General features: G+C 72.0%; 22 protein-coding genes. 7 read left to right on the forward strand and 15 right to left on the reverse strand.

From position 1 onward, the window contains the following. Positions 1–21: 21 nt before the first annotated feature. From AB0I21_RS17535 to AB0I21_RS17545, 3 genes are read right to left on the reverse strand one after another with little or no spacing between them, the layout of a single operon-like run. Complete coding sequence (locus tag AB0I21_RS17535) at positions 22–1,200, reverse strand: serine hydrolase domain-containing protein (RefSeq protein ID WP_360562210.1); 1,179 nt, start codon at positions 1,198–1,200, stop codon at positions 22–24. After that, a complete protein-coding gene (locus tag AB0I21_RS17540) occupies positions 1,200–2,051 on the reverse strand; it encodes an NAD(P)-dependent oxidoreductase (RefSeq protein ID WP_360562211.1) in 852 nt (283 codons plus the stop codon). Before AB0I21_RS17540 ends, AB0I21_RS17535 begins: the two co-directional genes overlap by 1 nt. After that, positions 1,951–3,465 carry a radical SAM protein gene (locus AB0I21_RS17545; protein WP_360562212.1) on the reverse strand — a complete coding sequence of 505 codons (1,515 nt, stop codon included), beginning with the start codon at positions 3,463–3,465 and terminating at the stop codon, positions 1,951–1,953. Before AB0I21_RS17545 ends, AB0I21_RS17540 begins: the two co-directional genes overlap by 101 nt. An 86-nt stretch (positions 3,466–3,551) precedes the next feature. Between AB0I21_RS17545 and AB0I21_RS17550 the strand changes: the two genes are divergently transcribed. The 3 genes from AB0I21_RS17550 to AB0I21_RS17560 are packed head-to-tail and all read left to right on the forward strand — an operon-like array spanning position 3,552 to position 6,219. After that, a complete protein-coding gene (locus AB0I21_RS17550) occupies positions 3,552–4,385 on the forward strand; it encodes an oxidoreductase (RefSeq protein WP_360562213.1) in 834 nt (277 codons plus the stop codon). Further along, positions 4,382–4,954: a PadR family transcriptional regulator gene (locus tag AB0I21_RS17555; protein ID WP_360562215.1), complete on the forward strand. Its 573-nt coding sequence runs from the start codon at positions 4,382–4,384 to the stop codon at positions 4,952–4,954. The genes AB0I21_RS17550 and AB0I21_RS17555 overlap by 4 nt, the downstream gene beginning before the upstream one ends. Positions 4,955–5,013: 59 nt before the next feature. Then, positions 5,014–6,219: an NAD(P)/FAD-dependent oxidoreductase gene (locus tag AB0I21_RS17560; protein WP_360562216.1), complete on the forward strand. Its 1,206-nt coding sequence runs from the start codon at positions 5,014–5,016 to the stop codon at positions 6,217–6,219. Here the strand turns inward: AB0I21_RS17560 and AB0I21_RS17565 are convergent. The 6 genes from AB0I21_RS17565 to AB0I21_RS17590 form a co-directional block, all read right to left on the reverse strand. Beyond that, positions 6,197–6,718, reverse strand: coding sequence for a hypothetical protein (locus AB0I21_RS17565; protein ID WP_360562218.1), 522 nt, complete (start codon positions 6,716–6,718; stop codon positions 6,197–6,199). The two genes, AB0I21_RS17560 and AB0I21_RS17565, sit on opposite strands and share 23 nt — an antisense overlap. Before the next feature lie 138 nt (positions 6,719–6,856). After that, positions 6,857–9,289 (reverse strand): DUF2334 domain-containing protein, encoded by a 2,433-nt coding sequence (locus AB0I21_RS17570; RefSeq protein WP_360562220.1) that lies wholly within the window; start codon positions 9,287–9,289, stop codon positions 6,857–6,859. Between the two features lie 126 nt (positions 9,290–9,415). Continuing rightward, positions 9,416–11,227 carry a hypothetical protein gene (locus AB0I21_RS17575; protein ID WP_360562222.1) on the reverse strand — a complete coding sequence of 604 codons (1,812 nt, stop codon included), beginning with the start codon at positions 11,225–11,227 and terminating at the stop codon, positions 9,416–9,418. 51 nt (positions 11,228–11,278) lie between these two features. Further along, positions 11,279–11,545: a hypothetical protein gene (locus AB0I21_RS17580; protein ID WP_360562223.1), complete on the reverse strand. Its 267-nt coding sequence runs from the start codon at positions 11,543–11,545 to the stop codon at positions 11,279–11,281. A gap of 1,613 nt (positions 11,546–13,158) precedes the next feature. Beyond that, positions 13,159–13,692, reverse strand: a complete 534-nt coding sequence (locus AB0I21_RS17585) for a hypothetical protein (RefSeq protein ID WP_360562225.1) — start codon at positions 13,690–13,692, stop codon at positions 13,159–13,161. Positions 13,693–13,725: 33 nt separating this feature from the next. After that, the gene (locus AB0I21_RS17590) at positions 13,726–14,211 is read right to left on the reverse strand and encodes a MarR family winged helix-turn-helix transcriptional regulator (RefSeq protein WP_360562227.1); all 486 of its coding nucleotides are present in this window, start codon (positions 14,209–14,211) and stop codon (positions 13,726–13,728) included. Positions 14,212–14,272: 61 nt separating this feature from the next. Between AB0I21_RS17590 and AB0I21_RS17595 the strand changes: the two genes are divergently transcribed. Continuing rightward, complete coding sequence (locus tag AB0I21_RS17595; protein ID WP_360562228.1) at positions 14,273–14,986, forward strand: DUF4386 domain-containing protein; 714 nt, start codon at positions 14,273–14,275, stop codon at positions 14,984–14,986. 928 nt (positions 14,987–15,914) lie between these two features. Here AB0I21_RS17595 and AB0I21_RS17600 read toward each other — a convergent pair. Both AB0I21_RS17600 and AB0I21_RS17605 read right to left on the reverse strand, forming a co-directional pair. Next, positions 15,915–16,295, reverse strand: coding sequence for a hypothetical protein (locus AB0I21_RS17600; protein WP_360562229.1), 381 nt, complete (start codon positions 16,293–16,295; stop codon positions 15,915–15,917). Positions 16,296–16,410: 115 nt separating this feature from the next. Continuing rightward, complete coding sequence (locus AB0I21_RS17605) at positions 16,411–18,129, reverse strand: dihydroxy-acid dehydratase (protein ID WP_360562230.1); 1,719 nt, start codon at positions 18,127–18,129, stop codon at positions 16,411–16,413. Positions 18,130–18,148: 19 nt separating this feature from the next. Here AB0I21_RS17605 and AB0I21_RS17610 point away from each other — a divergent pair, with 19 nt between their 5' ends. From AB0I21_RS17610 to AB0I21_RS17620, 3 genes are all read left to right on the forward strand, one after another. After that, positions 18,149–19,171, forward strand: coding sequence for an alcohol dehydrogenase catalytic domain-containing protein (locus tag AB0I21_RS17610; RefSeq protein WP_360562248.1), 1,023 nt, complete (start codon positions 18,149–18,151; stop codon positions 19,169–19,171). Positions 19,172–19,256: 85 nt separating this feature from the next. Then, positions 19,257–20,624: a type VII secretion-associated serine protease mycosin gene (mycP, locus tag AB0I21_RS17615; RefSeq protein WP_360562232.1), complete on the forward strand. Its 1,368-nt coding sequence runs from the start codon at positions 19,257–19,259 to the stop codon at positions 20,622–20,624. Between the two features lie 495 nt (positions 20,625–21,119). Beyond that, positions 21,120–22,013, forward strand: coding sequence for an IS5 family transposase (locus AB0I21_RS17620; protein WP_360562234.1), 894 nt, complete (start codon positions 21,120–21,122; stop codon positions 22,011–22,013). A gap of 19 nt (positions 22,014–22,032) precedes the next feature. On the opposite strand, the gene AB0I21_RS17625 is transcribed toward AB0I21_RS17620, so the two are convergent. From AB0I21_RS17625 to AB0I21_RS17640, 4 genes are all read right to left on the reverse strand, one after another. Then, positions 22,033–22,218 (reverse strand): hypothetical protein, encoded by a 186-nt coding sequence (locus AB0I21_RS17625; RefSeq protein ID WP_360562235.1) that lies wholly within the window; start codon positions 22,216–22,218, stop codon positions 22,033–22,035. 78 nt (positions 22,219–22,296) lie between these two features. Continuing rightward, complete coding sequence (locus tag AB0I21_RS17630; RefSeq protein ID WP_360562237.1) at positions 22,297–23,988, reverse strand: S8 family serine peptidase; 1,692 nt, start codon at positions 23,986–23,988, stop codon at positions 22,297–22,299. A 5-nt stretch (positions 23,989–23,993) separates the two neighbouring features. Next, positions 23,994–25,346: a hypothetical protein gene (locus AB0I21_RS17635; RefSeq protein ID WP_360562239.1), complete on the reverse strand. Its 1,353-nt coding sequence runs from the start codon at positions 25,344–25,346 to the stop codon at positions 23,994–23,996. Positions 25,347–25,351: 5 nt separating this feature from the next. Continuing rightward, positions 25,352–25,912: a hypothetical protein gene (locus AB0I21_RS17640; RefSeq protein WP_360562241.1), complete on the reverse strand. Its 561-nt coding sequence runs from the start codon at positions 25,910–25,912 to the stop codon at positions 25,352–25,354. Positions 25,913–25,990: the final 78 nt, after the last annotated feature.

Genomic DNA, 25,990 nt, shown 5'->3' on the forward strand with positions numbered 1-25,990 from the left:
AACGTACCCCACGACGCGGCGCTACGGAAGCATGGCGTCGGCCACAGCCCGGCGGGCGGGGTTGTTGCTGCCCCTGCTGGCATCGGGGTGGACGCGGTTGGTGAGCAGGACGAGGACGATGCGGCGGCCCGGGTCGCAGACCAGCGACGTGCCGGTGAAGCCGGTGTGGCCGAAGGCGCCCCGGCCGGCGAGCTTCCCCATGTACCAGGCCTGGTCGACGTCGACGCCGAGCCCGTGGGCGGCGGCCGGGCCGAAGCGCCGGTTGGCGTCGGCGCGCATCAAGTCCACTGTGGACGGTCGCAGCAGCGGGCCGCCGGTCAGCAGCGCCCGGCCCAGCAGTGCGACGTCGGCGGCGGTGGCGAAGAGCCCGGCGTGCCCGGCCACGCCGCCGAACGCGGCCGCCGACGGGTCGTGCACCGTCCCCCGGATCCCGCCCTCGGTGGCGGCGGTGGGCAGCGACGGCGGCGGGTTGTAGCCGGTGCGGGCCAGGCCGAGCGGCCCGGCGATCTGCTCCCGGACGAGCAGGTCGAGCGGCTTGCCGCTCAGCCGGGAGACGATCGCGCCGAGGGCGATGAAGTTCTGGTCGGCGTACAGGTAGCCGCCCCCGGCCGGTCCGACCGGCGGCTCCCGCAGCACGTGCTCGACCCGTTCCGCGGGTGTCGAGCCGGCCAGCGGGACGTCCTTCGACAGCCCCGACGTGTGTGTCAGCAGCATCTGTACGGTGATCGCCGGCTTGTCCACAAAGGACGGCAGATACCCGGCCACCGGGGCGTCCAGCGCGAGCCGGCCCTGCTCGACGAGGCGCAGCGCCAGCACCGCGGTGAACGTCTTCGTCAGCGAGGCGAGGTCGTAGAGCGTCTCCGTGGTCGCCGGGACCCGCCGGTCCGCGGGCAGCTCGGCCTTCGCGGCGTCGTACCGGACGGCGTCGCCGAACGCGAAGTGCGCGACCACCGCCCCGTCGACGGCCGCGAACACCACGCCGCCCGGGAACATCAGCGAGGACAGGAACGGCGTGACGGCGTCCCGCAGCCGGTCGGCACGCGACTTCCCGGTCCGCCACGGCGACGGCGTGACGACCGGCAACGTCCAGGGCGACACCGGCGAGGGGCCGGCAGGGGCGCGGGGCGTCCCGCGGGCCGGGCGGGCGGTGCAGCCCGCCAGCGCCCCCAGACCGACGCCGAGCAGGGCACGGCGGCGCACTACGACGGCGACCGCACGGCCTCGTACAGCGCGGCCAGGTCGTCGTCGGCGAACCCCCGGTCCGCGGCGGTCCGCAGCAGCGCCGCCGCCGCGTCCACGACGGACCGGTCGACGCCGACGGCCGACGCGAGGTCGCCGACCAGCTCCGCGTCCTTCACCCCGCCGCTCACCGGGAACGCCACCGGGTAGGAACGCTCCATCATGGACGGTGCCTTCGCGTGCAGGTACGGCATGTCCAGGGCCCCGCCGGAGACCAGGGACAGGAACAGCTTCGGGTCGAGGCCCAGGCCGTCGGCGAGCGCGACGCTCTGCGCGAGCCCGGCGACGGCGGTCAGCACCCAGCTGTTGACGACGAGCTTGATCCGGCTGCCGGCGCCGGCGTCGCCGAGCCAGGTGACCTTCGCCGCGATCGGCCCGCACAGCGCCTCGACCCGCTCCCGCACCTCCGCGGGGCCGGACGCGAGGACGTTGAGCTTGCCCTGCTCCGCGGGCTGCCGGGTGCCGAGGACCGGCGCGTCGACATACACCAGGCCGAGCTCGGCGGCCAGGGCGGCGAGGTCGTCGGCGCCGGGCACGCCGACGGTGCTCAGCTGGAGCCACAGGGTGCCGGGCGCGGGCGCCGCCGCGGTCATGACCGTCGCCACCGACGCGGCGTCGAACAGGACGGTCACCACGACGTCGGCGCCGTCGACGCACGCGGCGGGCGTGTCGCAGACGACCGCGCCGTCCGGCGCCAGGGCCTCCGCGGTCTCAGCCGTGCGGTTCCACACCCGCACCGCGACCCCGGCCCGCAGCCAGTTCCGCGCGACGGCCGCGCCCATGATCCCGGTCCCCAGCACCGCGACGGTCATCCACTGCCCCTTCCAGGAGGTCCCCGCGCATTGTCCCACCCGAGGACCGGGTGCCGAAGCTGGACAGCGCCGTCTCCAGCAGCGGCAGCGCGTGCAGCACCTGCCCGGACCGGATGAGCACGTCCCACACCCGCTCGAACTTCTTCCACCCGCCCGCGTACGCCAGATGCCGCAGCCGGTCGCCGGGCCGCGGCTTCGCCGAAGCGCCGCGCCAGAGGTTGGACCAGCGGTAGAAGTCCTTGTAGGCCCGCCAGTAGCCGTCCTCGAGCTGCCGGGCGGTCATGCCGCGCGGCTCGTAGACGACGTGCCGGGTGTCGTACAACTCCCAGTCACGGTGCACGATCCGGCCCTCGGCCTCGATGCGGCGGAAGAGGCCGGTGCCCGGGTAGGGGGTCATGATGTGGAACGTCGCGGTCTCGATCCCCTGCCGCACCGCCCAGTCCACGGTGCGGTCGAACACGTCGGGCCCGTCGGAGTCCATGCCGAACACGAAGCTGGCGTTCACCATCACGCCCGCGTCGCGCAGCCGGCGCACGACCTGGCCGTAGTCGCGCCCGACGTTCTGCCGCTTGCGCTGCTCGGCGAGGTTGCCGGCGTTGATGGTCTCGAAGCCGACGAAGAGGCTGCGCAGGCCCGCGTCGACGGCCCGCTCCAGCAGGCCCGGCCGCAGGATCGAGTCGACGGTGCCGGCCGCCTGCCACACCCGGCCCGCGCCGCGCATCCCCTCGAACAGTTCGGTGGCGAAGCGCGCGTTGCCGAACAGGTGGTCGTCGAGGAAGTACAGGTGGCGCCCCGGCAGCCGGTCGATCTCGGCGAGCGCGTCGTCGACCGCCTGCGTGTAGAACGACTTCCCGCCCTCGAAGAACGCGTCCTTGTAGCAGAAGTCGCAGTGGTGCGGGCAGCCCCGCGACACGACGATGGAGTTGGGCACCAGGTAGCGGTGGCGTTTGATGAGGTCCCGCCGGATCGGCGGCAGTCCTTCGAGCGTGCGTTGTTTCGAGGTGTACCGCTTGGCCGTGGTCCCCTGTCGCAGGTCGGCCAGGAAGGCGGGCCACGTGTCCTCGCCCGGCCCGCAGAAGACGCTGTCGGCGTGCGCGGCGGCCTCGTCGGGCAGCGACGTGACGTGCAGCCCGCCGAGCGCGACGAACACGCCGCGGGCCCGGTACCAGTCCGCCAGCTCGTAGGAGCGCCGCGCGGAGGTGATGTAGACCTGGATGACGACGAGGTCCGGCAGCTCCTCCTGCGAGGGGTCGAAGCGCTCGACGTGCTCGTCGACGATGCGCACCTCGTCGTCCTCCGGCAGGTAGCCGGCGAGCGTGGCCAGGCCGAGCGGTGGGAAGAGGCTGTACTTGATCGGCCGGAACAATGGGCTGGTCGCCTCGGTCAGGGCCGGAAGGATCATCAGCACCCGCATGGCACCGACGGTAGGCATCGACCGGGGGCGAGCGGGTGTGCGAGATGTGCAGATGTCGTGTGCGACCGCCGTCGTAGGCTGGCTGCGTGAAGACATTCCAGCTCGGTGACCGGACCGTCCACCGCATCGGCTACGGGGCGATGCAGCTGCCCGGCCGGGGTGCCTTCGGGCCGCCCCGGGACCGTGCCGAGGCCCTCGCCGTGGTGCGGCGCGCGGTCGAGCTCGGCGTCGACCACATCGACACCGCGCAGTACTACGGCCCCGACGTGGCCAACGAGCTGCTGCGCTCGGCGCTGCACCCGTACGGCTCCCGCCTCGTGCTGGTGAGCAAGGTCGGCGCGGCGCGGGACGACAAGGGCGGCTGGCTGCCGGCGCAGGAGCCCGAGCAGCTGCGCGCCGGGGTCCTGGACAACCTGCGCTCCCTCGACGTGGAGCGGCTCGACGTGGTGAACCTGCGGGTGACGGGCCCGGACGGCGACTTCGACGCCCAGCTCGACGCGATGATCGCCATGCGCGACGAGGGGCTGATCGGCGCCGTCGGGCTCAGCAACATCACCCTCGCCCAGCTCGAGCACGTGCTGACCCGGACCGCGGTCGCGTGCGTGCAGAACCCGTACAACCTCGTCGACCGCGGCGGCGAGGACGTGCTGCGCGCCTGCACGGACCGCGGGATCGCCTTCGTGCCGTTCTTCCCGCTGGGCGCGGCGTTCGGCCGGGAGCGGGTCCTCGGCCACCCGGCGGTGAAGTCCGCGGCGCTGCGCCTCGACGCCACCCCGGCGCAGATCGCCCTCGCGTGGATCCTCGCGATCGCGCCGAACACGCTGCTCATCCCCGGCACCGCCTCGCTGGAGCACCTGGAGGAGAACGTCGCCGCGGGGCGGGTCGTCCTGGACGACGAGGCGCTTGCCGAGCTCGGATGAGCAGCCGCAAGAATTTGCTGGGGCTCGCCGTGCTGGCGTACCTGAGCCAGCGGCCGATGCACCCCTACGAGCTGTCCAAGACGCTGCGGGAGCACGGCGACGACCGCAGCATCAAGTTCACCCACGGGTCCGTCTACATGGTGGTCGAGCAGCTACTGAAGGCCGGCCTGATCGCGGAGCAGGAGACCACCCGCGAAGGGCAGCGCCCCGAGCGGACCGTCTACGGCATCACCCCGGACGGGCGGGCCGAGCTGCAGGCGTGGCTGCGCGACCTGGTCGGGGTGCCGCGGCACGAGTACCCGGCGTTCGGGTCGGCGCTGTCCCTGGTCAGTGCCCTGCACCCGGATGTCGTGGTCGAGCTGCTGCGCGAGCGCCTGGAGCGGCTGCGCGAAGAGCGCGTGACCACGGCGAAGCTGGCCGAGGGCACCGAGCCGCACCCGTTGTTCCTGGTGGAGGAGGTGTACCGGCTGGGCCTGCTCGACGCGGAGATCGCCTTCGTCGAGCGGTTCATCGAGCGGATCGCCGAGTGGCGACCGATGTGGGCGGGGTACCACGAACAGAATAGTTGACTCTGACTAGTCAGCGGCGGATAGTTGGTGTCAACCAATCGTCTCGCCGGGGGTTCGTCATGGGAACTGTCACGTCCGCGATCGTCGTCGGCGGCGGCATCGCCGGCCCGGTCGCCGCGCTCGCCCTGCGGAAGGCCGGCATCGCCGCCACCGTGTACGAGGGGCACGACGGCTTCGCCGACGGTGTCGGCGGGGCGCTGAGCATCGCGCCGAACGGGCGCACCGCCCTCGCCGCCGTCGACGCCGACCACGTCGTGGAGCGGGTCGGCACGCCGATGTCCGGGATGGTCATGCAGAGCTGGACCGGCAAGCGGCTCGCCGAGTTCGGCTCGTTCGACGACCTGCCGCCGATGCAGCTGGTCTGGCGGCACGAGCTCTACCGCGCCCTCTACGACGAGGCCGTCGCCCGCGGCGTCCGCATCGTGCACGGCAAGCGCCTGGTCTCGGTGCACGGCGGCGTCGCCGGCTTCGCCGACGGCAGCACCGCCGAGGCCGACGTCGTCATCGGCGCCGACGGGATCCGCTCCACCGTGCGCCGCCTCATCGACCCGTCCGCGCCCTCGCCCCGCTACGTCGGGCTGCTCGGCTTCGGCGCCCGCTGCGGCCCGGCCGGGGTGGCCCCGACCGGCGACAAGATGCACCTGGTCTTCGGCCGGCGCGCGTTCTTCGGCTACCAGGTGACCGCCGGCGGGGACAGCGGCTGGTTCGTCAACCTGCCGTCGAAGGATCCGTCGTACGGTGCGAGCTTCAGCCGCGAGGAGTGGCTGCCGATCCTCGCGGACGCGTTCGCCGGCGACCGGATCCCCGCCGTGGCACTGATCCGCGGCACCGACCCGGACGCCCTCGTCGTCACCGGCGGCCTGGAGGACATCCCGTCGGTGCCGGTGTGGCACCGCGACCGGGCCGTCCTCATCGGCGACGCCGCGCACCCCACCTCGCCCAGCTCCGGGCAGGGCGCGTCCCTCGCCATCGAGAGCGCCGTGCAGCTCGCCCGCTGCCTGCGCGACCTTCCCGTGCCGGCGGCGTTCACGGCGTACGAGCAACTGCGGCGCGCCCGGGTCGAGCGGGTGATCGCGACCGCGGCCCGCACGAACAGCGACAAGGCCGCCGGTCCGGTCGCGCGGGTCCTGCGCGACCTGCTGATGCCGCCGATGATGCGCCTGTTCGCCGACCCCGCGAAGTGGCGGTGGCAGTTCGACCACCCGATCGACTTCGCGGCGCCGGTCACCGCGGGGGCGGCGCTCAGCCCTTCGGGAAGGGGATGACCTTCGTGGCGCCGGTGCCGAGGCGCTGCACCACGAGGGTGGCGGTCTCGGGGGTGAGGTTGCGGGCGTCGGCGACGTTCCAGCCCTCGCCGGCCGCGTAGGTGGCGCCCTGCCAGGTCGGGTGGACGACGGGGATGAGCGCCTTCATCACCGACTCGAACGCCTGCGCGTCGCTCGCCCGGTCGAACGTGGTGATCGTGACGACGGTGCCCTCCAGGGAGCAGGTGCCCTGGTCGTGGAAGCGGTACACCGACTCGTCGTGGGTGGTCGCCTGGGTGTAGTTGTCGCAGCCGAGGTCGGCGGCGACCTTGGCGGCGGGCTCCCCCAGGTACGCGGGCTTCGTCAGCGCGTCGACGGCCCGCGGGGCCTGCCAGCCGATGACGCCGGCCGCGACGGCGAGCAGGGCCGCACCGGCGGCGAGCTTCGGGTTGCGGCGCGGCTTCGTCTCCTCAGCCGTCGCCGTCGCCGGCTCCTCGGAGATCTCCAGGGACGCTACCAACGCGGGCCTCCTGCGGTACAAGCGCGGAATTTTGCTGACATGTCGAATTTAGGTGCAATCGGGGTGCGGAGCTGTCCCCCGGGCAGCCAGAAAGGCCGGCGCTGGGGGCACCGGCCTTCCTGGGTGTTGCCGTGGTGACTACATGGACCCTGCCGCGACGAACGTGTAGCCCGCCGCCTGGATGCCCGTGACGGTCTCCTGCAGGTAGCTCAGCGGCACGTACGGGTGGAAGAAGAAGCTCGCCACACCGTCCCGCACGACCGTGTTCAGCTGCGCGGACTTCACGATGTCCGCCGACAGGTGGGCCGGGTGGTTGTTGAACGGCTCCAGCTCGATGTTGCCGATGTTCTCCGGCACCGTCAGCACCCCGTAGATGTCGCGCACCGTGTACGGGAAGAACTGGCCGAAGATGCGGCTGTTGTCCAGCGCCCCGCCGCGCAGCGCGCCGGAGGTGTACAGGCCACGGTCGTACCGCGTCTTGAACGTCGCCGCGACCGCCTTGTTGGACGCGTCGGAGCCGGCATAGTGCGGGAACTCGAAGATGGTCGGCGCGGCCAGGCCGGCCGCCTTGAACGCCGCGAACGCGCCGTCGATGCGGCCCTGCGCCCAGGCCTGCGAGTCCGTCGGCACCGGGCCGTCGTAGATCACGTAGTTGGTGACCGGGTCGACGTGCGCGGTGTAGAACTCGAAGTCGTCCGCGCTGGCGCCGTTGTACGGGTTGATCATGCTCTCGTACTGGTGCGTGTAGCCGTGCATCAGCAGCGTGCCGCCGTGCGACTGCATGTACTTGAGCTCGGCGACGACCTGGGGCCGGTCGGCGAGGGTGTAGTCCTCGGCCGTGCCGCCCGTGCCGGAGCCCAGCGGGTCGCGGTAGCGGGAGTAGACGGCCACCGAGAACGGGATGTTCTTGCCGTACAGGTAGTTCGTGATCGCGCGCAGCTCGCTCGGCTCCGCGTCCGGGCCGACGTCCTCGATGCGCACCAGGGCGCGGTGCCGCTCCGCCGTCGACGGCGCGAGCACGTCGAACAGGAAGTCGGAGAAGGCGACGTACCGGTCGTCGGCGCTGATGTACGAGAACGGGATCTCGCCGAGGTAGGTGAAGTTGCCGGACCGCACGCCCCACGGCAGCGTCGTGCCGTCGGCGCGGACCGCGGTCGCGACCGGCGTCGCCTTGGTGGCGTCGCTGATCGTGGTGTTCATGATGCCGGCGCCGTTCTGCGGGTCCCGGGTGAACGTCTTCGCCTTGTAGTTCACCGTCGACACCGACGACACGTCGAAGCCGGTCCACGTGAAGCCGCGGTTGGCCACGAAGTTGGGGTCGCGGGCCGTCAGCTGCCAGATGTTGTCGTAGATCCACACGACCGGCTTGGTGGTCGCGGTCACGTCGTCGAGGAACGCGAGCGGCAGCGGCTCGTCGTACGTGCTGCCCAGGTACACCACGGCCTGGAACTGTTCCAGCTCACCGGCGGCGTAGCTGGTCACCGGCTGCGCGGTCCAGTCGCCGAAGTGGGAGCTGAGGTTCGCGGCGGCGGTCGCGTACAGCTCGCCGAGGAAGCCGTACGGGCCGGTGGTGTCGTACAGCACCAGCGTCTTGCCGGTCGAGCCGGGGATGCCGGCGCCGTTGACGCCGTTCGCGACCGGCGTGGCCGGGGTCGTCACGATCGTGCTCGGCGAGGCCGGGGACGTGTTGCCCGCCGCGTCTTCAGCGGTGATTTTCAATGAGTACGCGGTCAGCGGCGACAGGCCGGTCAGCGTGGCGCTGTTGACGGTGCTGGTCACGACCTCCGGGCCGCCGGTGACCGTGTACCGGGTGACGCCCACGTTGTCGGTCGACGCGGGCCAGGTGAGCGTCACGCCGGTCGACGTGAGCGCGCTCGCGACCGGGGCGCCGGGGGCGGTCGGTGCGGCCGTGTCCGGCGCCGGCGGCGGCGTCAGGGTCGTGAACGCCACCGGCACCGACGCCGCGGACGCGTTCCCGGCGGCGTCGAGCGCCTTGACGGTCACGCTGTGCGCGGTGCCCGGCTCCAGGCCGGCGAGCGCCGTGGAGGTGCCGGTGACGGTCGCCTTCAGGGTGCCGTTGTCGAACACCTGGTAGCCGGTCACGCCGACGGCGTCCGTGGAGGCGCCCCAGCTGACGGTCGCGCCCGTCGTGGTGACGTCCGCGACGCTCGGCGCGCCCGGCACGCTCGGCGCCGTCCTGTCCGTGACCCCGGTGGTGAACGACCACGTGTAGGTCGACGTGCTGACCTTCACCGTCATCGTGTACTTCGTCTGCTCGGCGAGCGCGGCGCGCGGGGTGAACGTGAACGTGTGCGTCGGCGCGTCGTACGCGTAGTAGCTCGCGACCGATGCGCCGCCGCTGGTCTTGACGAACGAGTAGCGCATCGCCGTCGGGTCGACCGCGTCGCCGTAGCTGATCGTCGGGCGGACGCCGACGGCGACGCCGGTCGTCCCGTTCTTCGGCGTGACCCCGCTGACCGCCGGCCCCGCGGCGTGGGCCGCCGTGCTCAGGCCACCGGCGGCGATGGAGCCGACGATCGTCGACGCCACCAGCTTCACCACAGTGCGCACAGGTGCTCGCTTTCGCTTGGGTTTCGTGTGTACGGCTTGGGATTTGTGCGTGTGGGCCCCAGCGACTTCACCGGGGCCCACACCGTGGTTCTTGCTCTTTGCTCTTGGCGGTTAAGCCTTGGCGATTCAGCCGAAGCTGACGCAGGTGACCAGCGCGCTCACGGAGTTGGAGCTGCCGGTGTGCGTGAAGGTGAACTGCCAGGTCTTGCCGTCGGCCGACTGCTTGCTGCTGGACTGCGTCACGTTGCCCGAGCCGGTCTCGCTCCACGTGCCGACCATCGCGATGCCCGCGTTGTCGCACGTGACGTTCAGGACGTTGTTCGTCGACGTGCCGCTGCCGATGTTGAGCGTGCCGGGCTTCGTCGAGGACGTCGCCGTGGGCGCCGCGCCCTTGATGTTCCCGCTGGGCGTCCAGGTGGTCGCGGCGGTCTTCTTGTAGAGGTTGTACGTCGCGGTGTCGAGGTACATGTCGCCGACCGCGCCGTTCGCACCCGCCGGGGCACCCGTGCCGGTCAGCCAGACCGAGCCGTTCGCGCCGGCCGGACCCGCGGGCCCCTGGGCGCCGGCGGCACCCGTGGCTCCGGTCGCGCCGGCCGCACCCGCGGCACCCTGGGCGCCGGTCGCACCCGTGGCACCGGCGGCGCCGTCCTTGCCCTTGAGGGAGGACAGCCACTCCTCCGGCGTGCCGGTGAACGCGTTCATGTCGACCGCGAGCTGATACGCGTCCTTGCCGTCGACACCGTTCACACCGACCAGCGAGGCGAGCCACTCCTGCACCGTGCCGATGGTGGGGTCGTTGGCGAGGGCCAGGTCGTACGCGCTCAGGCCGGGCATGCCCTGGATGCCCTGCAGACCCTGGATGCCCTGCTCGCCCTTCTCACCCTGGGCGCCGGTCGCACCGGCGGCGCCGGTCTCGCCCTTCTCACCCTGCTCGCCCTTGGGACCCGGGTCGCCGTCCTTGCCGTTGATGCCGGGGATGCCCTGGAGACCCTGAGCGCCGGTCTCGCCCTTCTCGCCCTGGGCACCGGTCGCGCCGGTCTCGCCCTTCTCACCCTGAGCTCCCTGGGCACCGGTCGCACCGGTCTCGCCCTTCTCGCCCTGAGCTCCCTGGGCGCCGGTCGCACCGGTCTCGCCCTTCTCACCCTGGGCACCTGTGGCGCCAGTCTCGCCCTTCTCACCCTGAGCACCCTGGGCACCAGCGGCGCCGGTTTCGCCCTTCTCGCCCTGCGCGCCCTGGCCACCGGTCGCACCGGTCTCGCCCTTCTCGCCCTGAGCTCCCTGGGCTCCAGTCTCGCCCTGAGCACCCTGCGCGCCGGTCTCGCCCTTCTCGCCCTGAGCACCCTGGGCACCCTGAGCGCCAGCCGCGCCCGTCTCACCCTTCTCGCCCTGAGCGCCCTGAGCGCCGGTGGCACCGGCGGCGCCGGTCTCGCCCTTGGCGCCCTGGGCGCCGGTCGCACCCGTCTCGCCCTTGGCACCCTGTGCGCCGGTCGCGCCGGTCGCGCCAGTCGCGCCGGCCGGCCCCTGGGCGCCGGTCGCGCCGGTGGCACCCGTCGCACCCGTGGCGCCCTTCGCGCCGGTGGCACCGGTCGCGCCCGTCGCGCCGGTCGCACCCTTCGGGCCGGTGGCACCCGTAGCGCCGGTCGCACCCTTCGGGCCGGTGGCACCGGTCGCGCCGACGGCGCCGGTGGCACCCGTCGCGCCGGTAGCACCCTTGGGCCCGGTCTGGTTCCACTGCACCATCTGCTCGCTGCTCCGGCACCGCGAGCCGGCCTGGTAGTCGATGACCCGCAGCGCGCTGGTGTTCTTGTCCCGGCACCCGGTGATGACACCGGTGTTGCTGGCCGGCACAGCACCGTAAGCGGCAGCGCCGACACCGACGAGCACAGCCGCGGCGGTCGCACCGATGGCGGCGATCTTCTGCTTCTTCGAGCGGAACACGCAGTTCTCCTAATCTGGGGGCAGTACGTTTATCGGTGACGACTTGCTTCACTATTTACTGGTGACGACGACACGCTCGGACGGCTTCAGCAGTTCCGGTTTCGGCGGCGGCTGCAACTCGCTCCGACCAGCGGGCCGGGAAACAACACCGGCATCCGCCGCCGGCGTCTGATGCGCCGCCGCCAGGTAGATCACGGCCCCCAGCGCCACCGCGGCAACAGCGGCCCCGAAGCCCATCACAGCCTTCTTCAGCACGGAAAACCCCCGCTCCCGCCGCAGCACGGCACGCTTGAGAAACCCTCGAATCACCGAGAGCAAGAATGTGGAATGCGTTTTACGTCAGCGATTCACTGCTGCTCATGAGGGCGCAAAAATACGCACACCGGTTCCCCCGCGAATACTCACCTGAACACGGGCCCGGTTTCGCCACTCGCTCCCCACCGGACCAAACTGGCGACCAAAGACGCCCGGCGGATCACTGCTTCCCGCCAGCCTGTGCGGCTGGTCCACTTAAGGTAGCCGCCCGGGTGCGACGAGGTTGTCAGCAACCGAGTGGCACCCCACCACCCCAGTCAGATGACAACCCCTCCCCCACCGCGCAAACCCAACCACGGAGAGTGACACCACCCAGCCAAACCTTCACAAAACGGCCCACAGCAACCTCCCACCCAACACCCACCGCCACCACAGCACCGCAACACATCCCGCAACCGACCGCCGCGACGACATCCAGCCCGGCGCACCCCCTCAACTACCACCACCAACATCAACCTCCACCAACATCGACCCCATCACGCCCTCAACACCGACACCGACGCCACCGCCAACCCCCACCGCCACCCGCCTCGAACACCGCCCTTGCCGCACAGCCACTTCGCCCGCACCGGCACACAACGACAAGAGCCACCCAGCAGCGACACCGCCCTTCCCACCACCGCCTCGATCGAAGGACAGTTCTGGCCGCCACCACGACCAACCCCCAACCCCGTCCTTCGATCACCACACCGCCCGACCCCCGCTCCGACAAACCCACGAGCGCCAGACACGGCAGCGTTCGCTCACCTCAGATCACCTCAACCCCCAGCCGGCCTCACCCCCGGCCAGGTCGGGGCAAAGGACGACGGCGCGGAGCTCGGCGACCAGCCCCTTCCGCGGCCACCACCCTGAGAAGCACCGGACCACCGGATTTCCAGCACCCCAGCCGCCGCCCCCGCTCCGCAAAACCACAGCGCCACCGCAGCAGCGCAACACAACTCCAGCCCGTTCACACACCCGCCGATCCCCACACCACCGCCCCAATTCACCACCACAGACCGACATCACCGCGGGCCAACATCACCGCGAGCCCACACCACCGCGAGCCACATCACCGCGGGCCAGCACCACCGCGGGCCACATCACCGCAGGCCCACATCACCGCGAGCCCACACCACCGCAGGCCAGCAACACCGCGAGCCACATCACCGAAGGCCTACATCACCGCAGGCCCACATCACCGAAGGCCTACATCACCGCCAGCCCACATCACCGAAGGCCGACACCACCGCCAGCCCACATCACCGCGGGCCGACACCACCGCCAGCCCACATCACCGCGGGCCGACACCACCACGCTCGCCCTCCACCCCGACCACCACCACTACCGCCGCCCACCGCCACAACCCGCACCACCCACGAAGCCGAACCCGCACCACCCAACCCAATCCACCCGCAGCACGGCCTTCGCGACGAGTTCAGGTTCGTCGCCGACCGCGGCGTCAGGGAGAACGTTCAGCACCGCCGACATCCCGACACCGCAGTCCCACCGCCATCCGACCGCAACACGGACACTGCCGCGGCTCGGCCCGCCGGGCAACACAGCCCGTCGTCCGCCCTGGGCGCGGCACCGGTCAGCGATGGAGCCGCCGCAGGACAGGTCCTGTTGCCGAGGCGTCAGGCGGCGTCGTGGCGCAGCGGCTGCGTAGTTTCCTCCTGTAACAGCGCGAGACGGGTCGAGCCGAGGGCCACCGCGGCCACGGCGAGGCGCCAGACGACGATGCCGAACTCGGTCGTCGTGATGTGGCCGGTGCCGAACCGCCCGTTGACGCCCTCCAGGCCGGGGAAGCTGACGATCAGCATGATCACGGCAGCGGCGGCCGTCGCCGGGGGTAACCACCGTCGGCGCGTCCGCTCGAACGCCACCCACGCCGCGATCGCGAGCACTGCCGTGCCCGCGATGAGGATCATCGCCACCGTCAGCGACACGGGGCGGTGCCCGTCCAGGCGGCTCGCGTCGTAGATGCCCCAGCCGGTCCACTCGACACCGCCGCGCATCAACAGAACCTCGCCGGTCTCGGCGACGCCCGTGTTGTCCTCGCTGGCCCACGGCATGCTCATGGCGAGCACCGCGGCCAGGGCGCCGACGAGCGCCACGACCCGGGCCCCCATGCCTGCCGCCGTGAACTCAGCGCGCTGTGGTGCCGTCATGGTCGTAGACCGTAGTGGATGCACTGGCTCACGTCAGCGCCTGCGCTTCGCACTCAGCTGTCGGTAGCCGGGATGTACACCGGGAGTGAGACCTTGCTGATCGGCGATGCGCTGCAGTAACCCGGCGAGCTGCGCCCGCTCGTCAGCGTCGAGTGCGGCACAGAGATCCTCGTCGTGCGCGCGGGCGAGCTGTCGCATCTCCATGAGCACCTGCCGGCCGTCGTCGGTGAGGTGCAGCGCGTGATGCCGCCGGTCGCTCACGCCGGGCCGCCGCTCGACGAGCCCCTTGTGGTCGAGCGTGTCGAGGATCGCCACCACACGGCTCGGCACCACACCCATGTCGGCCGCCACCGACTGCTGACTCCGCCCCGGCGCCCCGGCGATCATGCGCAACAGCCCGACCTCGGGCGGCGTCAGCCCCAGCGCTTCGACACGCTCGGCGAACCTGCCGGCAGCGTGCGCACCGACCTGCGCGACGAGAAACGCCGCACCCTGCGGGGGTTGCCCAGGACTAGTCACAGCGCTAGTGTACTGAATAATTCACTCGACTGAACCATTCATCTCATGAAGGGATCACATCATGGCCACGCCTGCTGTCCAGGCTGCCGCCGGGCCGGTTTCCCGGCCTGTCCAAGGCGGCCCACCGCTCGGCGTTCTCGGCGTCGTCGTCACCGCTCTGTTCATCGCCGGCCTGGCGCTCGGCACCGTGCTGGCCGACGGAACCCCATTCCCGTCACCGTTCGGCGACGCGGCGCAGATCGTCGCGTATTTCCAGGACCACGAGTTCGCTGTGCGCGTCGGCGGCACGCTCCAGTTCGCCGCAGCCATCCCCCTCGCCATCTATGCGGCGACCGCCTCGGCCCGCCTGCACCGCCTCGGCATCCGCGCCCCAGGCGCCACCATCGCCCTCGCCGGCGGCCTGCTCGCCGCCGCCTTCATGGCCTGCTCCGGCCTGGTCAGCTGGACGCTCTCCCAGCCGGCCGCGACCAACGACCCCGAGGTCATCCGCCTCCTGCAGCTGCTCGCCTTCGCCACCGGCGGCCCCGGCCACGTGGTGCCGCTGGGGCTGCTGCTCGCCGGGATCGCGGTCCCGGGTCTCCTCGCGGGCCTGCTGCCCCGCTGGCTCGCCTGGGCCGGCCTGATCATCGCCGCCGTCGCCGAGCTCGCCACGCTGGGCCTCTTACTCGAGCCCGCCACGTACCTGCTGCCGGTCGCAAGGTTCACCGCCCTCGCCTGGCTGATCACCGCGGGCTTCAAGCTCCCGCTCAACCGCCGCTCCGTCCCCACCACGTGACAACCGACGGTCCACCCCGGCGCCTCACCGCATCCGAGCGCGCCGACCGAAGCGATTCGTCACGCCGGGGAACGCTCGCGCGGCACCGGTCGGCACGCGTCTCGCGACGAGCCATCCGAGCGCACTGACCGAAGCCGATCGTCCCGAAGTCGATCGTCACCCCGGGGAACACTCACGCGGTACCGGACCAACATGCACCTCGCGACCGCGGGCTCCAAGCTCCCGCTCCACCGTCGCTGCGGCACCACCACGTGACAACCGACGGTCCACCCCGGCGCCTCACCGCGTCCGAGCGCGCCGACCGAAGCCGATCGTCACGCCAGGCATGCTCACGCGGTGCCGGGCCAACATGCACCTCACGACGACCCATCCGAGCGCACTGACCGAAGCCGATCGTCACCCCGGGGAACACTCACGCGGCACCGGTCGGCGTGCGTCCCGCGACGGGCCATCCGAGCGCACTGACCGAATCGATCGTCGCGCCGCGGAACATTCGCGCGGTGCCGAGCCAGCATGCGGCTCGCGGCAGGCCGGGGACCCGTGGAGGTGTACAGGGGGGATCCGTGGAGTTGTACCTGTGCTTCGTCGCCGAACCGGTGGCGGGGACGGAGACGTACACGCAGGCGGTGGGCCTCCTCGCGCAGGTGTTTCACCCCAGCGAGCTGCAGGGCGTCCTCCTCCGGCAGCCTCGGTTTGATGAGCGACGGCTAGGTCCGCATGGAAGTCTGGAACGCTGCGACCACGGTCCGGATCGACGTGTCCGCCGCCAACGGCAACCAGTCGACGCTGCGGATCCGGACACCGGATGAGTTCGGCCTGAGGTGAGTTCGGCCTGTGTGGCTGGCCAGGAACGAGTCAGTGCCGGCCCGCCATGTCTCAGGCTGACCGGCACCGCTGCTGGGGTTCACGCATCTGTTGTTGCTGTCGTTCAGGAGGCGGCGATCCCGGCCGGGCCGTCCTGGACCACGGTCGCCTGGGCGAACGCCGAGTCCAGCTGGGCGCGCAGCGCGTCGAGCTGGTGGAACTCGCTCGAGGACGCCGACTCGGAGCCCTCGGCGGCGAACACGTGGTCCGTCTCGGCCGAGGAGTGGTCGTAGGAGGTGAAGTCCGACTCCTCGTACCGCGCGCCGCTCGGGTCCGTGTACGACACCTGGTGACCCTGATCGAACGACGTCGACTCAGCCGCCGCGTGGTCCTGCTCGTACACCCCGAACTGCGAGTCGTAGCTGCTCTCACTCGCGTCGACCTGGTGCAGCTGGTCCGACGCCTCGTGCTGCTCGCCGGTCTCGATCTCGCCGTACTCGCTCATCTCAAATCCCTTTGTATGTCGGTGGTTCGCGAAGTGTTCCTTGCGATGCACCAAACACTACGGAGCCGCTGACCTCGCCGAATCACGGAAACGTGCCAGCGCCGCCGGGGCAGGGTCAGTGGGATTCGCGGCTGACCTGGGGGCCGGAGGAGCCGAGCAGGAACGAGCAGTCGGCGCCCGTGTCCGCGCCGAGGACGGTGTCGACGTAGAGGCGTTCCCAGCCGCGGGCCGGACGGGCCAGGGCGTCGAGAAGCGCCTGGGACGGCGGGCGGGCATCGAATTCAGCCTGGGGCACGTCGACGGTGAGTGTGCGGCCGGGGACGTCCAGGACGATCATGTCGCCGGTGCGGATGCGGTTGAGGGGGCCGCCGGCCGCGGCCTCGGGGGCGACGTGGAGGACGACGGTGCCGTACGCGGTGCCGCTCATCCGGCCGTCGCAGATGCGGACCATGTCGCGGACGCCGGCGCGCAGGAGCTTCTCGGGCAGCGGCATGTTGGACACCTCCGGCATGCCCGGGTAGCCCTTCGGGCCGCAGCCACGCAGTACGAGAACAGTCGACGCATCCACGTCCAGCAGCGGGTCGTCGATGCGGGCGTGGAAGTCCTCGATGGAGTCGAAGACGAGCGCCGGGCCGCGGTGCTGGAGCAGGGCGGGCGTCGCGGCGGCGGGCTTGATGATCGCGCCGGCGGGGGCCAGGTTGCCGCGCAGCACAGCGATCCCGGCGGCAGGCAGTACAGGATCCACTCGCGGGCGGATGACCGAGTCGTCCCAGATGGCGGCGCCCTCCAGCGACGACACGAACGGTGCGCCGGTGACGGAGAGTGCAGCGGGCGACAGCAGGTCCAGCACCTCGGACAACACGGCGGCGAGGCCGCCGGCCCGATGGAGGTCCTCCATGAGGAACCGCCCCGCCGGCTGCAGGTCCACCAGCAGCGGCACGCCGGCGCCGATGCGGTCGAAGTCGTCGAGGCACAGCGGTACACCCAGACGACCGGCGATCGCGAGCAGATGCACCACGGCGTTGGTGGACCCGCCCGTCGCCGCGAGCGTGACGATCGCGTTGTGGAAGGACTCGGCGGTCATGACGGTCGACGGGCGGCGCTCGGCGTGCACGAGGTCGACGGCGAGCCGACCCGACGCGTGCGCGCGGGCGAGCAGCCGGCTGTCGGCGGCGGGGATGCCGGCGGTGCCGGGCAGCGTCATGCCGAGCGCCTCGGCGAGCAGGCCCATCGTCGACGCGGTGCCCATCGTGTTGCAGTGCCCGCGGCTGCGGATCATCGACGACTCGGAGTCCAGGAAGCCTTGCGAGGTGAGCGTTCCCGCCCGTACCTCCTCCGACAGCCGCCAGACATCGGTGCCGCAGCCGAGCGGCGCGCCCCGGAAGGTGCCGGTGAGCATCGGGCCGCCGGGGACGACCAGGGCCGGCAGGTCGACCGACGCGGCCGCCATGAGCAACGCCGGGATCGTCTTGTCGCAGCCGCCGAGCAGGACCACGCCGTCGATGGGGTTGGCGCGCAGCATCTCCTCGATCGCCATCGCCGCCATGTTGCGCCACAGCATCGCGGTCGGGCGGACCTGGGTCTCGCCGAGGGAGACGACGGGCAGGTTGTGCGGGACGCCGCCGGCCTCCCAGACGCCGCGGGCGACGTGCTCGGCGACCTCGTCTAGGTGGCGGTTGCACGGCGTCAGGTCGGAGGCGGTGTTGGCGATCGCGATCTGGGGCCGGCTGCCGTCGAGCGCGTCGGCTGGCAGGCCGCGCCGCATCCAGGCGCGGTGGATGTACGCGTTGCGGTCGTCGCCGGCGTACCAGTCGGCGCTGCGCAGTCGTGTCATGGCACCTGCTTCCCGGAAGATGGGGAACGTGCGCGCATTCGTCATCATCGGCCCCGGCCGGGCCGAGGTCCAGGACGTCCCGGAACCTGTCGCCGGAGTGGGACAGGTCGTCGTCGACGTGGAGCGCGCCGGCGTGTGCGGCACCGACGTCGAGTTCTTCACCGGCGAGATGTCATACCTGCACGACGGCCAGGCCGAATACCCCATCCGGATCGGGCACGAGTGGTCCGGCGTGGTCCGCGAGGCCGGCCCCGGCGTCGACGCGGGCTGGGTCGGCCGGCGTGTCACGGGAGACACCATGCTCGGTTGTGGCGGCTGCTTCAGGTGTACGAGCGGGCGCCAGCATCTCTGCGCGCACAGGCACGAGATCGGCATCCGCCACGGGTGGCCCGGTGCCCTCGCCGAGCGGCTCCTCGTCCCGGCCCGGGCGCTGCAGGCGCTGCCGCCGCAGGTGGGGCCGGCGCTCGGCGCGCTCGTCGAGCCCGGCGGCAACGCCCTGCGCGCGGTCCGCGGCGCCGGCGTCCGGGCCGGGGAGCGGCTGCTCGTCCTCGGGCCCGGGACCATCGGGCTGCTCGTCGCGCAGATCGCCGCCGCGCAGGGCGTCGAGGTGCACCTGCTGGGCGTGACGGCCGCGTCGGTCGAGTTCGCCCGCGGGCTCGGCTGCGGCGCGGTGTGGACCGCCGCCACGCTGCCGGCGCTGCGCTGGGACGCGGTCGTCGACGCCTCCAACGCGGCGACGTCGCCGGCGGCCGCGCTCGACCTCGTCGAGCCGGGCGGCCGGGTCGTGTACATCGGGCTGTCCGGCACACCGAGCCTGCTCGACTCGCGGACCCTCGCGTTGAAGGACGTGACCGCGGTCGGCGTGCTCAGCGCGTCCGGCGGGCTGGCCGGCACCGTCGAGCTGTACGCCTCCGGGGCCGTCGACCCGCGTCCCCTGGTCGCGGCGACGATCGGCCTGTCGGAGGCGGCGTCCGCCCTGTCCCCGGCCCGGCCGGCCGCGTGGGGCGCCGCCCCGAAGGTCCACATCGACCCTTCGCTGTGACCCGTCGTCCACAAGCACCCCGTTGTCCACAGGGCACACCGGCCAGGGCAGCATCGGGCGGCGGGGAACCGCTAACCTGTGGCACGTGCGGCAACTTCGACGGATCGGCGTTCGGGCGGTCGCCGGGCTGCTCGCGACCTGTGCGCTGGTCGTGACCCCGGTCCCGTTCGCGGCGCCCCAGATGGCCGTCGCGGCGCCGTCGGCGTGCGGGGCGACGTTCCCCAACAAGCTCACCGAGACCCCGTGGCCCCTCAAGCGGCTGCACCCCGAGCTGGCCTGGCCGATGACGAAGGGTGAGGGGGTCATCGTCGCCGTCATCGACTCCGGCGTGTCGACCACGCACCCGTCGCTGAAGGACCAGGTGCTGCCCGGCAAGGACTACGTGCAGCCCGGCGGGGTCGGCGACTGCGACCAGGCCGCGCACGGCACGTTCGTCGCGGGGATCATCGCCGGGCTCCGCGTGCCCGGCACCGGGTTCTACGGTGTCGCGCCCGCCTCGAAGATCCTGCCGATCCGCGTCCTGGAGGACGACCGGAGGAGCTTCGACCAGGAGCTGCCCAACACCATCGCCGACGCCATCGACTACGCCGTCGACCACGGCGCCGGCGTGATCAACCTGTCGCTGGTGACGCAGCCGACGCCGAAGCTCGCCGCGTCCGTCGCCCGCGCCCTGAGCCGCAACGTCATCGTGGTCGCCGCCGCCGGCAACGACGGCGCCAACACCAACGCCAACCAGCCGGCGTATCCGGCGGCGTATGACGGCGTGATCGCGGTCGCCGGCGTCGACGAGCAGGACAAGCACGTGTCCACGTCCACGTCCGGCGACTACGTCGACGTCGCCGCGCCCGGCGTGAATATCGAAGGCCCGGCACCGCAGGGCGGCGGGTTCGGCATGCGGACCGGCGGCGGGACGAGTTTCGCCGCGCCGTACGTCGCCGGCACCGCGGCCCTCCTGCGCGCCTACTACCCCGAGATGACGCCGCAGCAGATCGCGGACCGAATCACCGCCACCGCCGACCAGCCGCCCGGCGGCCGCGACCCGCAGGTCGGGTCCGGCACCGTGAACCCGTACCGTGCCGTCGCCGCCCTCCTCGACGGCGCCGGCCCACCCGAGACCACCCGGCAGGGCGGCGCCGGCCTCGGCCCCGAGACCGCCCGGTCGGCCGCGGAGTCGTCGCTGCCGGCGATCTGGGTCGCGTTCGCCGCGGTGGTCACGACCGCGCTGATCTGGTCCGGCCTGCTCGTGCAACGCGCCCGCCGCAGGCTCCACGGCACCCCCGCGGCAGCGGCCGGCCGTCAGGAGCCCCGCCGCGCCGCACAGGACCGGTTCGAGCCGACGATCGGCCCGATGAACGTCCGCCCCCCGACCGTCCACCGCACCCAGGCCTCCCGCGGCCTGGCCAACGCCTCCCGCTCCCTGAGCATGCCGACCTCCTCCAGCGGCGGCCGCTGACCCTCCCCCACGGACATCCACAACCCCTCGCCACCGTTCGTGCGGCGCCCGTAAGACCCGCCGCCACCCACACGCCCGTCGGTTCATGTCGCTGGAACAGGTCCGGGTCGCCCGACCCCGCGGGAGGGCATGAGCTACGTCCGGCCGCGATCGACGTGCCACCCGCTCAAGCAGCATTCCCGTGCCCGCGTTGGTCTTCAGACATCGGCACGAGACCCGGCCGCCGCCGCCCAGGCCACGATCGCCGCCCCACCCACCTACAAACTCGGCGTTGTTGGCCGCCCGGTGCGCCGTTGTCCTGTCGGCCTGCGCAGGGTCTGTGGTCAGCCGGGTATCGGCCACGCGTGTGGTCGTCGGTGGTGTGGGGGCCGCACCACCACGTCGCTAAGGCGTGTTTGGTAGGCCGGCTCGACGTCGGCGTGGCGGTAGTCGATAGACGGCGAGGTCTCCGGTAAGTGGGTTGGCGACCAAGCGAACCTTCATACCGGAGACCTCGTGGCCGGCGTCGCGGTGGCGAGGCGGCGTGACCTCAGCGACGCGCGGTGGGCGGTTCTGGCCGTGGTGCTGCCTGCGGTGTCGGTGCGTGGGCGGCCGCCGAGGTGGAGCAGACGGCAGTCGATCGACGGGATTCGGTGGCGGATCCGGGTGGGTGCGCCGTGGCGTGATGTGCCGGCGGAGTGTGCGCCGTGGCAGACGTTGTACTGGTTGTTCCGCCGGTGGCAGCGCGACGGGACGTGGCAGACGGTGCTGACCGCGTTGCAGGCGCATGCTGATGCCGCCGGTCGGGTCCGGTGGGATGTGAGTGTGGACTCCACCAGCGTCCGGGCGCATCAGCACGCCGCGGGTGCCCGCCGGGACGGTGGCTCGCAGCAGGAGCCGCCGGGTGGGGTGGACACCGAACCGGACGATCACGCCCTCGGCAGGTCGCGGGGCGGGCGGACGACGAAGGTGCACCTCGCGTGCGAGCAGGGACGGAAGGCGTTGTCGTTGCTGCTGACCGCTGGACAGCGTGGCGACAGTCCACAGTTCGTGCTGGTCCTGCGACGCATCCGGGTGCCGCGCCTCGGTGGCGGCCGGCCGCGGACCCGCCCGGACCGGATGCTTGCCGACAAGGCGTATGCCGGGAAGGCGAACCGTGCCTACCTGCGTCGGCACGGTATCCGGGCGACGATCCCGATCAAGGCCGGCCATGCCGCGAACCGGCGCAAGCTCGGGTCGAAGGGCGGTCGCCCACCGGCCTTCGACCCGGGGCTCTACAAGCAGCGCCATGCGGTGGAGTGCGGCATCAACCAGCTGAAACGCAACCGCGGCATGGCCACCCGCTTCGACAAGCGCGCCGTGCGGTACCAGGCCACCGTCACCATCGCCGCGATCAACGAATGGCTCTGACCCCAGTAACCAAACACGCCTAGCCCGAGGCGAGCGCCTTCTCGGCATGCGTGATGAGGTCGGCCTCGGTGATGGCCGGATCGAACTTGGCCGCGTCGTGCAGTTCCAGGAACGCGACCAGTGCGGTGGAGCGCGGTGACGGCTTCGGCAGCAACGGCAACGGGGTCGTGGACCTGGCGACGACGATCGAGTGGTGGGTGCTCACGAGCGGAGCACAGGTGTCACGCCCGACCGTGGGCGGCGGGTGGATCCGTTGGGATCTCACCCGCCGGGGGCTGCACGGTCAGCGTTGGTCTTGCGGTGGCTCCCAGCGGGGTGGGCGGGGTGGCTGTGGGGGCTGGCCGGTCGTCGGGAACTCGGTGGTGCCGTTCGACTGGTCGCCGGGGGCGGGGAACTGTGCGGTGGGCGGGCGGTTCGGGTCGTGGGTCTGGCCGGCTGGTGGCTGGTGACCCGTGATCGCCTCGGTCTGGTAGCCGGCCGGGGTCACGGGGCCGGTCTGGTAGCCGGCGGGCGGGTGCTGGCCTGTCGCCGGTCCGCCCGGGTACTGGCCGGTGATGGATCCGGTCGGTGGATACGTCTGCGGCGGGTGACCGGGCCGGGCAGGCGCGCCGAACTGTCCCGGGGCACCGGGGGGACCGGACGGGCCCCGCGCACCGAACTGACCCGGAGCGCCGGGTGGACCGGGTGGACCAGGGGCGCCGAACGGACCTGTGGCGCCGGGTGGGGCGAACGGGCCCGGTGGGGGGTAGCCGCGGGCCGCGGCGGCGGTGCGTTCGCGGCGGCGGTTCATGGCGCGGAGGGGCAGGACGATGGCGAGGACGAGGATGGTGAGGCCGACGAGGGCCACACCCGCCACGATCGCCGCTCGGGTCGCCGGGGTGCCGGGGCCGTCGTCGATGTCGCCGGAGCCGCCGGTGGCGCCCGGGGCCGCGCTCGCCGAGCCGGCGGAGATGGGGCCGAGGGGGTCGGCGGTCACTGCCGGTACATCGGCCGAAAGCGCGGCAAGAGGGTCGATGAGACCGAAGCCGAACCGGTCGTCGCGGCCTGCGGGGCCCTTGTCGACGGCGGTCTTGAAGAGGCGGTTGACGACGTTGGCCGCGTCGAGCTTCGGGTACTTCGACCAGATCAGGGCGAGCGCGCCGGAGACCATGGCGGTGGCGCTGCTCGTGCCGGAGCCGGTGCCGTAGCCGGACGGGGCGACCTTCTTCGGGAGGGTGCTGATGATGTCCTGGGCCGGCGCCGCGATCTCCATGGTGTCGTCGTGCAGCGCGCCGCTCCACAGGTTGCCGTCGCGGTCGGTGCCGTTGACCGTGATGACGCCCGGGTAGCTGCCGGGGTGCGGCACGTGGTCGTCGCCCTGGGTGGTGTTGCCGCCGGCGGCGACGAGGATGGCGCCCTTGGAGCGGGCGTAGGCGATGGCGTCCTCGTCCGCCTTCAGCTGCGCGCCCTTACCGCCGAAGGACATGTTGATGATTTTCGCGCCGTGGTCGACCGCATACCGGATGGGCTCGTTGATGCTGCCCGTGAAGGGCACCGGCAGCGCGACCGGCAGGATCTTCGCCTTGGGCGCGATGCCGAGCATCTGCATGTTGCTGGTGCCGCCCCGCGCCGCGATGATGCCCGCGATGAGCGTGCCGTGGCCGTTCGCGTCGTCCCAGCCCTTCTCGCTGGTGTTGCCGAGCATGCCGGTCCCGGGCAGCACGGCGCCGTTGAGGTCGGGGTGGCTGGCCTCGACCCCGGAGTCGATGACGGCGACGACGACCCCGTCGCCCTGCGCGACCTTCTGCGCCTGGGTCAGCTTCAGCGAGCTGATCCACCACTCCCGCTCCCGCACCGAGTCGGCGTGGGCCGCCTGCGGCGCGACGAGCCCCGCGCCGACGCCGCCGGACACGCCGAGCAGGACCCCGGCGACGACCACGGCCGCTATCCGCCGCACGACCCGCCGCGCCGCGGCGGTCCGGGAAAACGTCGGCACAGGCGTCAGCCCAGCACCGAGGGTGGCGCTTCGCTGTCGGAGCCCCACGGGTCGTCGTCCTCTTGGAGCCACGTCGTGTGGTCCTCGCCCTCTCCATGGCCGGCGCCGCCTGCGGCACCGGGCATCATTCCTCCGCGGAAGCCTCCGGCGCCGCCACGTCCCGCGCCGGCACCGGCGCCACGGACGCCGCCCTTGCCCGCGCCCGCTCCGGTGACGTTACGCCCCGCGCCACGGCCGGCACCCGCGCCGGCCATGCCCGGCATCATGCCCATGCCGCCGACGCCGCCCATGCCCGCGCCCGGGCCGCGGCCCAGGCCGCCCGCGCCGAGACCACCGGCGCCGAGCCCGCCGCCGCCGGGACCGATGCCGCCGACGCCGGGGCCGAGGCCGCCCGCGCCGGGGCCGGCGCCCGTGATGCCGCCACCGCCGACGCCGGCCAGGCCGCTGCCGGGCAGGTCGTCGGGGTCGTAGCCGCTGCCGCCGCCGGGGTTGGTCAGGTTGGGGTCGCCGATGCCGCCGGGGCCGGTCATGTCGTCGACGCCGGGGACGCTGCCGCCGGGGATGCCGCTGCCGCCGCCGGGCATCTTGGCGTTCGGCATGCCGCCCGCGCCGCCGCCTCCGCCGCCACCGCCGAACGTGTCCGGGTTGAAGGGCTCGCGCGGGTCGGTGTAGTCCACCGGGTTGGTGCCCGGGATCGAGTCCATCGTGCGGACGTGCTTGCCCGCCAGCTCGTGGTAGGCCTGCTTGGCCTTGTCGTCCTGGGAGGAGATCCAGTCGCGCAGCTTGTTGGACGCCCAGTCCCAGGTGAAGAACTCGCGCGCCTCGTCGAACCACTTGTTGCCGTACACCGGCAGCAGATGCTGATAGATCGAGTTGGGGCCGAACGCGTCGGAGATCATGCCGCTGTCGATGTAGCCCTGCTTCGCCGCCATGACCTCGTGGATCATGTCGTCGGGAATCGGGATCTTCGCGATGGCGCCTTCCAGGTCGCCGGCGGCGAGGTGCAGGTAGTGCGGCAGGTTGCTGTGGTCGTCGCGGACGGTCTGGACGCTGGTGATCATCGTGTTCAGGTGGTTGCGGTACTCCTCGCCACCCGGACCCTTCCAGGTCTCCAGGTCCGCCTTGACGGCCTTCAGCACGCGCTCGACCTCGCCGAGGCGGGTCAGCAGCGCGGTCCACTCGTCGGCCGCCTGCCTGACGCGCGCGGGGCTGCCGGGGATGACGACCATCGCGATGACGTCCTCCCAGGAGGGGTCGCCCTCGTTGGCGTACGCGTCGCCGAACCAGCCGCCGTCGTTGGCCGCGGCGGGTTTCGAGTACGTCGAGCCGGTGACGTCGACAGCGGTCTCGTCGCCCATGTGCCCTAGACCTCCGTGGTCCCGGTGCCGGAGCCGCCGGGCTGCTGCCCGTCGAACGAGCCGGGCGCCAGGGTCGTCGTGTGGGACGTGATCGTGTGCGGGTCCTGCGCGGCCGGGGCCGTCTCGTTGCGGTTGTCCACCGCGGTCTGGTCGATCGGCGTGTACGTGCCGGCGTCGAGGAGCTTCTTGATGTCCGCCATGTTGGCGTGGTTGCGGTCCTCGGTGGTGCGGTAGTTCTTCGCGATCTGCTCCGTCGGGCCGATCATCTTGCCGAGGTGCTTCGCGAGCTCGTGCAGCGACTTGTTCACCGACTTGTACGCCCCGTCGGCCTTGGCCTGGATGCCGAACGCGCTGTAGAAACCGCCGAAGGGTGTCGCCTGCCCGTTGAGCTTCATGTCGACGTCCTCCATGTTGAGGCCGGACATGTCCAGGTGCTCGCGGATGTTGGTCATCTGCCCGATGCAGTGCGTCTCGACGTAGCCCTGCAGCTCCTTCAGCAGCGCGGGCAGCTTGTCGATCTGTTCGACGTTGACATCGGAGTCCTTGGGCAGGGACGGTTCCCCCATGGCGCCTTCCTCTCGAACTGCGGACCGCGCCCGGTCATGAGACAGGATCGGCGTGGCACCCGCGGTGCCACGCCGATC

The sequence above is a fragment of the Dactylosporangium sp. NPDC050588 genome (assembly GCF_040654975.1).
Classification (GTDB): Bacteria; Actinomycetota; Actinomycetes; order Mycobacteriales; family Micromonosporaceae; genus Dactylosporangium; species Dactylosporangium maewongense.